This is a genomic window from Streptomyces sp. NRRL F-525, assembly GCF_000716605.1.
Classification (GTDB): domain Bacteria; phylum Actinomycetota; class Actinomycetes; order Streptomycetales; family Streptomycetaceae; genus Streptomyces.
This window is the reverse complement of the sequence record NZ_JNXE01000083.1, coordinates 1-8,522: the sequence shown is the minus strand read 5'-3', so window position 1 is coordinate 8,522 and position 8,522 is coordinate 1. Positions and strand designations below refer to the sequence as shown.

Annotated in this window: 6 protein-coding genes; 3 read left to right on the top strand and 3 right to left on the bottom strand. The window is 70.3% G+C overall.

What is annotated here, in order from left to right; translation table 11 throughout:
* Positions 1–386: 386 nt before the first annotated feature.
* Entirely contained in the window at positions 387–917 is a 531-nt protein-coding gene (locus OO69_RS47710; RefSeq protein ID WP_019061611.1) for a MarR family winged helix-turn-helix transcriptional regulator, read from the bottom strand.
* An 89-nt stretch (positions 918–1,006) separates the two neighbouring features.
* Between OO69_RS47710 and OO69_RS47705 the strand changes: the two genes are divergently transcribed.
* Positions 1,007–2,320: an MFS transporter gene (locus tag OO69_RS47705; protein WP_199811174.1), complete on the top strand. Its 1,314-nt coding sequence runs from the start codon at positions 1,007–1,009 to the stop codon at positions 2,318–2,320.
* A 1-nt stretch (position 2,321) separates the two neighbouring features.
* Here OO69_RS47705 and OO69_RS47700 read toward each other — a convergent pair whose 3' ends face one another.
* Entirely contained in the window at positions 2,322–3,980 is a 1,659-nt protein-coding gene (locus tag OO69_RS47700; protein ID WP_033287315.1) for an ATP-binding SpoIIE family protein phosphatase, read from the bottom strand.
* Between the two features lie 214 nt (positions 3,981–4,194).
* Positions 4,195–5,562, bottom strand: a complete 1,368-nt coding sequence (locus OO69_RS47695; RefSeq protein WP_033287314.1) for an NAD(P)/FAD-dependent oxidoreductase — start codon at positions 5,560–5,562, stop codon at positions 4,195–4,197.
* Between the two features lie 377 nt (positions 5,563–5,939).
* On the opposite strand from OO69_RS47695, the gene OO69_RS47690 reads away from it, so the two are divergent.
* Positions 5,940–6,710, top strand: coding sequence for a TetR/AcrR family transcriptional regulator (locus OO69_RS47690; RefSeq protein WP_051801862.1), 771 nt, complete (start codon positions 5,940–5,942; stop codon positions 6,708–6,710).
* Positions 6,711–7,116: 406 nt separating this feature from the next.
* Positions 7,117–8,522: RNA polymerase sigma factor (locus tag OO69_RS47685; protein WP_033287316.1), on the top strand; the 1,406-nt coding region annotated here is incomplete at its 3' end.

The window sequence follows — 8,522 nt, the reverse complement described above, 5'->3', positions numbered from 1 at the left end:
GTTCCGATTTCCTCGGTGCTTTCCAGGTTTCCGCTTCCGCGTTTCCCTTTCCGGCGGTTCCGACTCTATCAGATCCTTTCGGGCCTGACTCCCAGTCAGAGAGGGGCTGTCTTCCCGGCCGTTGGGCCGTTCCGACGTCTCAAACCTTAGCCGATTCCCCCGGCGGAGTTCCAATCGAGCCCTAGTGACCTGATCGAACACAGCCGAGCCCAAATCGAATTGAATTCGGGCACGCCGAAATCAATCCCGTTGGGAGATCGTGCGGTTGGTTTGGGTTGCCGCTGTCGCGGCGGAGGTGCTGCCGGAGAACCGTTACGGCTCGGCGGCAACCCGAAGAACTTTACGGATCGAGCAGGGGGCTGTCAAGCACCCTCTGTCAAGATCTTTTATTCGAGGTCGCTGAGCCGGCCACCGGCGTCCGGCTGGGCGTGCTCCACCCTGCGCAGCAGGCGGGTCAGGACCTCACCGAGGACTGTGCGCTCCACCGGGGAGAGGTCCTGGAGGAGGTCCTCCTCGAAGACCGTCGCCATGCGCATTGCCTCCAGCCACTTGCCGCGGCCCTCGGGCGTCAGCTCCACGATCACGCGGACGCGGTTGGACTCGTCCCGCTCCCTGGTGACCAGACCCTCGGCGACCATGCGGTCGATCCGGTGGGTCATCGCGGCCGGCGTGAGGCCGAGGCGCTTGGCGAGGTCGCTCGGGCCCATCCGATAGGGGGCGCCGGCGAGGACGAGCGCCTTGAGGACCTCCCACTCGGCGCTGCTCATGCCGAGGTTCGCGGTCTGGCGGCCGTAGGCGACGTTCATGCGGCGGTTCAGGCGGCCCAGGGCCGAGACGATCTTCTCGACCTGGGGGTCGAGGTCCTTGAACTCGCGCTGGTAGGCGGCGATCTGCTCGTCGAGTGTCGGTTCGCCCATGGGCGTCAGTATCGCACGGGGCCGCTTGGCGTTGAAGTCCTTCTAGATGTACTGTTTAGCTTCGAAGTCTTCGGTGCTAAGAAGTACCGATGGCGACCAACTATCTGATTGAGGTGACCGTGACCAGGGCGATGGGCGCAGCGATGCGCCGGATCCACGTGGGAAACGCACTCAGCGCGTTCGGGCTCGGCTTCACCGTCCCCTACCTGTACGTCTATGTGGCGCAGGTGCGGGGCCTGGGAGCCATGACGGCGGGTCTCGTGCTCGCCGTCTTCGCCGTGGCCGCGCTGATCGTGCTGCCGTTCGCCGGGCGGGCCATCGTCCGGCGTGGTCCCCGACCGGTTCTCATCGTCGCCCTGGTTCTGGCCGCCGTAGGGTCGATGAGTCTGGGGCTGGCGGGGAGTGCGACCGCTGTGTTGCTGTCGGCCGCCGCGCTCGGGGCCGGGCAGGCCGTGATGCAGCCGGCGCTCGCCACGATGATCGTGGATTGCTCTACGGCTGACACGCGCTCGCGTGCCTTTGCCATGCAGTTCTTTCTGCAGAACCTCGGGCTCGGCGTCGGCGGGCTCATCGGTGGTCATCTGGTCGACACGACCAGGGCGTCCTCGTTCACGCTGCTCTTCGGGATCGAGTCGGCGATGTTCCTGGTCCTCGCCGGGGTGATCGCGACCGTGCGGATGCCGCACTCGCCCGTGATCGGTGACGCTCCCTCGCAGTCGGCCAAGGGTGCCTGGAAGCAGTTGCTCGGCAACCGGGCCATGGTGCAGCTGAGCGTGCTCGGCTTTGTGCTGTTCTTCGCCTGCTACGGGCAGTTCGAGTCCGGCTTGAGTGCCTACGGTGTCGAGGCCGCCGGGATCTCCACCTCCGCGCTCGGGACCGCGCTGGCCGCGAACACCGCGATGATCGTCGTCGCGCAGTTCGCGGTGCTGAAGTTCGTCGAGCGGCGTCGGCGTTCGCGCGTGATCGCGGCCGTAGGGATGATCTGGGCGCTGGCGTGGGTCACGGCCGGGTTCGCGGGGCTTGGGCACGGGAGTCAGGAGATGGCTACGGCGGCCTTTGTGTCGACGTACGCGCTGTTCGGGCTCGGGGAGGCGATGTTGTCGCCGACCGTCGCTCCGCTGGTCGCCGATCTGGCGCCGGAGGGGATGGCCGGGCAGTACAACTCGGCCTTCGCCCTCGTCAAGCAGCTCGCGCTGGCTGTCGGGCCCGCGGTGGGCGGGCCGCTCGGGGCTTCGCTGCCGGGGCCGTATGTCGTGACGTTCTTCTTGTTCTCGTTGGGGATCAGTCTGCTGGCCGTGAAGCTGGGGCGGCAGTTGACCGCTGTGCAGGATCAGCCTTGGCGGGCGAAGGGGAGTCTTGTCGTGGCGCGCGGGAGTGTCGAGCCCGTGGGCGTGGAGGCGTAGGTCAGGCCGGGGGTGTGTTGGGGAGTACGAACTCGCACCAGACGGCCTTGCCTCCGCCGGGAGTGCGGCGGGAGCCCCAGTTCGAGGCGATCGTCGCGACGATTGCGATGCCTCTGCCCGACTCGTCGGCCGGTTCCGCGCGGCGGCGGCGCGGGAGGTGGTCGTCGCCGTCCGTCACTTCGACGATGAGGCGGCGGTCCGTGCGGCGCAGGCGTAGGCGCATGGGTGGGGTGCCGTGCTGGAGGCTGTTGGCGACCAGTTCGCTGGCTGCCAGGACGCCGAGGTCGTGGAGTTCGGTGGGGAAGCGCCAGCTGGTGAGGACTCCGGAGGCGAAGGCACGCGCGCGTGGGGCCGCTTCGACTCCGCCGAGGAGTTCCAGGGCCGCGTTGCGGAAGAGGTCGCCGGCCGGGCCGGTGCGGGCCGGGTGCTGGAGGACCAGGACGGCCACGTCGTCGTCGTGGTCGGCGGTGACGCCGAGCGAGCGGACCAGGCGGTCGCAGACGACCTGGGGGGTGCCGGTGGCGCCGGCCAGGGCGCGCTCCAGGGAGGCGATTCCCTCGTCCAGGTCCTCGTCCCGGCGCTCCACCAGGCCGTCCGTGTAGAGGACCGCCGTAGAACCGGGGCTGAGGGGGATCGAGCCCGAGGAGTGGATCCAGCCGCCGGTGCCCAGTGGGGGGCCGGTGGGTTCGTCGGCGCGTTGGACCGCGCCCGTCTCGTCGCGGACGAGGATCGGGAGGTGGCCTGCGGAGGCGTAGACCAGGCGGCCCTCGTTCGGGTCGAAGATGGCGTACACGCAGGTGGCGATCTGGTTCGCGTCGATCTCCGTGGCGAGGCCGTCCAGAAGCTGGAGTACCTCGTGCGGGGGCAGGTCGAGGCGGGCGTACGCCCGTACGGCGGTGCGGAGTTGACCCATGACCGCTGCCGCGCGGACGCCTCGGCCCATGACGTCGCCGATGACCAGGGCGGTGCGGCCGCCGCCGAGGGTGATCACGTCGTACCAGTCGCCGCCGACCGCCGCCTCGGTGCCGCCGGGCTGGTAGGTGGCGGCGATGCGCAGGTCGTCGGGTTCTTCGAGTTCCTGGGGGAGCAGGGAGCGCTGGAGGGTCACCGCTGTTTCGCGTTGACGGCGTTCGCTGGCGCGGAGGCGTTCGGCGGCCTCGGCGTGGTCGGTGACGTCGGTGGCGAAGATCAGGACGCCGCCCTCGGCGGTGTCGGCGCTCTCGGCGACCGGGGTGCACGTGAACGTGTACGAGCGGCCGCCGGGTGCCTTGCGGGACTTGAGGGTGCGGGGCTTGCCGCTGCGCAGGACCTGGTCGAGGAGCGGGAGCAGGCCGAGCTCGTCCAGCTCGGGGAGGGCCTCGCGGGCCGGGGCGCCGAGGGTGCGGGTGCCGAAGGCGGTCACGTAGGCGTCGTTGACGTACGCGATGCGCTGGTCGGGGCCGTGCACGAGGGCGACGAGGGCCGGGACGCGGTCGAGGACCTCGCGGACGGGGAGGTCCTCGACCGCGGGGACCGGCGGCGGCTCGTCGGTGAGCTGCTCGGCGCGGGCCGCGGGCACGGAGCCTTCTCCCCGCCGGTCCGGGGTGACCGTGTGGTCGGTCCGCGCGGCGGCGCGGCGCTGCGTTCCGGGGAGCCGGGCGCTCCAGCGCGTGAAGTTCACGAATCCTTGCCTCGTGTAGGTGTTGTCGGCCCGCTCCGGACCCTGCCGGGGGTCCGGGGGTTGGCCCCCGGGGGATGCAGCACAGTGGGGAAAGCCTCTTGGGTGAGAAGGGCGGGTGTGGGCCCGCCCGAAGTCGTGGACCAGTCTGGCAGTGTGACCGACCGGGCCGACATTCGTCAGACGCCTCGGCGGCCGGTGGAGTTCCTCGGTCCGGTCAGTTCGAACCCTTCGGGTCGTGTGGAGGCTTTCCACCGGCCGCGAGTTCGAACTCCGCTCGGGGATGTTCGAGTGAACCGAGAGAAACGATCTCCCTCTTGAAGAGCCCCGCAAGGGTCCATTCGGCGAGCACGCGGGCCTTGCGGTTGAAGGTGGGCACCCTGCTCAGGTGGTAGACGCGGTGCATGAACCAGGCAGGGTAGCCCTTCAGCTTCCGGCCGTAGACCTGCGCGACGCCTTTGTGCAGTCCCAGGGAGGCGACCGAGCCGACGTACTTGTGGGCGTACGTCTCCAGAGGCTCCGCGCGCAGGGAGTGCGCGATGTTGTCGCCGAGGATCTTGGCCTGGCCTACGGCGTGTTGGGCGTTGGGGGCGGTGGTGGTGCCGGGTTCGGTGGCCGTCACGTCGGGGACCGCCGCCGCGTCTCCCGCGGCCCACGCGTGCGTGGCGCCGTCGATCGTCAGCTCCGGGGTGCACTTGAGGCGGCCGTGCGCGTCGAGCGGGAGGTCGGTGGCGGCGAGGACCGGGTGGGGTTTCACGCCGGCCGTCCACACGAGGGTGCGGGTCGGGAAGCGCTGGCCGTCGCTGAGGACGGCGACGCGGTCGACGCAGGATTCGAGGCGGGTCTCCAGGAGGACCTGGATGTTGCGGCGGCGCAGCTGGGTGATCGTGTAGGTGCCCATCTCCTCGCCGACCTCCGGGAGGACGCGGTTCGAGGCTTCCACGAGGATCCACTTCAGGTCGTCCGCGTCGACGTTGTGGTAGTAGCGCACGGCGTAGCGGGCCATGTCCTCCAGCTCGGCGAGCGCCTCGACGCCGGCGTAACCGCCTCCTACGAAGACGAAGGTCAGCGCGGCGTCGCGGATCGCGGGGTCGCGCGTGGAGGAGGCGATGTCCATCTGCTCGATGACGTGGTTGCGCAGGCCGATGGCCTCCTCGACGGTCTTGAAGCCGACGCCGTGCTCGGCGAGACCGGGGATCGGGAGCGTGCGCGAGATGGAGCCGGGGGCCAGGACGAGTTCGTCGTACGCCAACTCCTCGGTGCCCGTGCCCTCTTCCTCGGTGGCGAGGGTGCTGAGGGTCGCGGTGCGCTTGCCGTGGTCGATGGCGGTGGCCTCGCCGATGACGACCCGGCACCGGTCGAGGACGCGGCGCAGCGGGACGACGACATGGCGGGGGGAGATCAAACCGGCGGCGGCCTCGGGGAGAAACGGCTGATACGTCATGTAAGGGTCGGGGCTGACGACGGTGATCTCGACCTGCCCGCGCTTGATTTCACGTTTCAACTTCTTCTGAAGGCGCAGGGCTGTGTACATCCCGACGTAGCCGCCACCGACAACGAGAATGCGCGCGCGTTCCTTCACCATCCCATGACGCACCCGGCGCTTGAGTTTGTCCACAGCCTCGACAAATTGTGTGACCGGCGGCGGAGGGTGCGCGGGGGTGCCGAAAGTGCCGTCGCTGAGGGCAGGTTCGCAGGTCAGTGAGGGTGATCGGGGTGGTGCCCCGGGGTGCAATAGGGGCGTATGCGACCCGTACTCCGATCGGGGGGCGCTCCGTGCGGAACCTGCCCCTTCTGAATTGACCCCCTCTCAACTATGTTCGTGTGTCGACGGGGTGAAGGGGGATGTGCTCAGCGAGTCCGCGAAGAGCGGGGCTCGCGAACCGGGCTTGTCTCACGATGCTCCGGCTGCCGATGGCGGGGAGTCTCCGGGGGGAGACGTCATTAACCGGGGGAACGTGTATGCATATTCAGGATTCTCATTGGACATCCGCGTCAGCCGTCGCATCCGGCGGCGCGGTCGGAGCGGCGGCGAACGGGCGCGGGGACTCCTCGCGGACGACGCCGCTGCGGGTGGACGCACAGCGCAATCTGGAGCACGTGCTGCGGGCGGCGCGTGAGGTCTTCGGCGAGCTGGGCTACGGCGCGCCGATGGAGGACGTGGCGCGGCGCGCGCGGGTCGGTGTCGGCACGGTGTACCGGCGCTTCCCGAGCAAGGACGTCCTGGTGCGGCGGATAGCCGAGGAGGAGACCTCCCGGCTGACCGACCAGGCGCGTTCGGCGCTCGGGCAGGAGGACGAGCCGTGGTCGGCGCTGTCGCGCTTCCTGCGGACGTCGGTGGCGTCGGGGGCGGGGCGGTTGTTGCCGCCGCAGGTGCTGCGGGTCGGCGTCGCCGATGAGGGGGAGGGTGCGGCTCTTCTCGACGAGGCGCGGGTGCCGCAGCAGCGGATGCAGCCGGGGGCGGGTGAGCTGCGGCTGGTTCCGGAGGAGTCGGCGGGGTCTTTGGGGTCCGTGGAGTACGACGCCGGGGCGACTGCGCTGCTGGAGGTCGTGGGGCAGCTGGTCGATCGGGCTCGGGCGGCTGGGCAGTTGCGGGCGGATGTGTCGGTGTCGGATGTGCTGCTGGTGATTGCTACGGCGGCGCCCTCGTTGCCGGACGCTGCGCAGCAGGCGGCGGCGTCGGCGCGGTTGCTGGACATCTTGTTGGAGGGGTTGCGGTCGCGGCCGTTGTGAGCGTGGGCCGGCGTTGGTGTGGGCGTCTCTGGGGGCTGCGCCCCCAGACCCCCATCGGCCCTGAAGGGGCCTCGGTCCTCAAACGCCGGACGGGCTGAATCTGCTGCCCTGCGCCGGCAGGGTGACTCGAATAGGTGACTGTGAGGCGCGGGTACCGCACCGCCCGCGCCCCTCGCGATCCCCGGGGACGTTCCGGGCATTTCAGTCACCGTCGCCAACTCCCCTTTCACGCACGACAGTTGAGCCTTCCCCGGAGGGGTGAACGCTAGTACTGCGGTGCGGAAAGTCCCCACGGATGAGTGGATGGTCCATGCGACGGGGTCCTGAACAAAAGCCAATATGGCTACGCTGACCCGGTGTTCGGGACTGGTTGGACTGGCTTGGCAGGCGGCGGGGGCTTTCCGCGATGAGTGTTGACGGGCGGGACGAGTCACTGGGTGACGGTGACCCGGAGGCCGGTGGGCTGACCTCACCACAGGTGCCGAGTCAGGGTGGGCCGAGTGGTGTCCCCCAGGGTGGTGTCCCCCAGGGTGGCGATCCCGGTGAGGGCAGTGTCCCGCCGCAGCGCGAGGGCAGTGTGCTGCCGCCGTCGTTGCCGCCGCGGGAGATGCCGGCGGCCGACGCCTCGCTGATCGAGCGGATGCGTGCCGGTGACGACACGGCGTACGAGGAGCTGTACCGGCGCCACGCGGACGCCGTGCGCCGGTACGCCCGGACGTGTTGCCGGGACGGGCACACCGCGGACGATCTGACCGCCGAGGTATTCGCCCGCATGTTGCAGGCGGTGCGCGGCGGTTCCGGGCCCGAGCACGCCGTACGCGCGTATCTGCTGACCTCCGTCCGGCGCGTCGCCGCGAACTGGACGAAGTCGGCGAAGCGGGAGCACCTCGTCGACGACTTCGCGGTGTTCGCCGCGCAGTCCGCCCGGGTGTCCGAGGTGTCCGATGACGACACCATCGATCTCGGTGCCGATGTTCGGGCCATGCATGTGGCCGAGCAGTCGATGGCGATGCAGGCCTTCCGGTCGTTGCCCGAGCGGTGGCAGGCCGTGCTGTGGCACACCGAGGTCGAGGACGAGTCGCCGAGCGAGGTCGCCACGCTGTTCGGGCTCGACGCCAACGGCACGCGCGTACTGGCCAGTCGGGCCCGTGAGGGGCTCAAGCAGGCCTATCTCCAGGCCCATGTCAGCGCGACCCTCACCGACGACGAGGAGTGCGCGCGCTACGCCGACCAGCTCGGCACCTACGCCCGCCGCCGGCTGCGCACGCGTGCCGAACGGGGGCTGCGCAAGCACCTGGAGGAGTGCGCCAAGTGCCGGCTCGCCGCGCTGCAGATCGAGGAGGTCGCCAGCGGTATCCCGGCGGTCGTCCCGGTCGCGGTCATCGGCTGGTTCGGCGCCGCTGGGTACGCGAAGGCGGTCGCGCTCATCGCCGGTGGTGCGAGCGCGGGCGCGGCCGGTGCCGCGGGTGCCGCCGCCGCTGCGGGCGGGAGTTCGTCCGGGAGTGCCGGTGCCGGGGGCGCGGCCGCCTCCGAGGGGCTCGGCGCCCCGGTGAAGGCGGGTATCGCGGCCGGTGTGGTCGCCACGGCGGCAGCGGCGGCGATCGCCCTCGCGCTGGCCGGCGGCACCCACACCCCCGCGAAGAAGCCCGAGGCGAAACCGGCGCCCTCGTCCTCGCCCATCGCGAAGCCCGAGTCGACTCCCCCGACGCCCCCGAAGAAGCAACCCGCCCCGGAACCAGCGGTGTTGAAGCCCCAACCGACACCCACGCCGACCCCGACGCCCAAGCCCACCCCCCCGGCGAAGCCCACCCC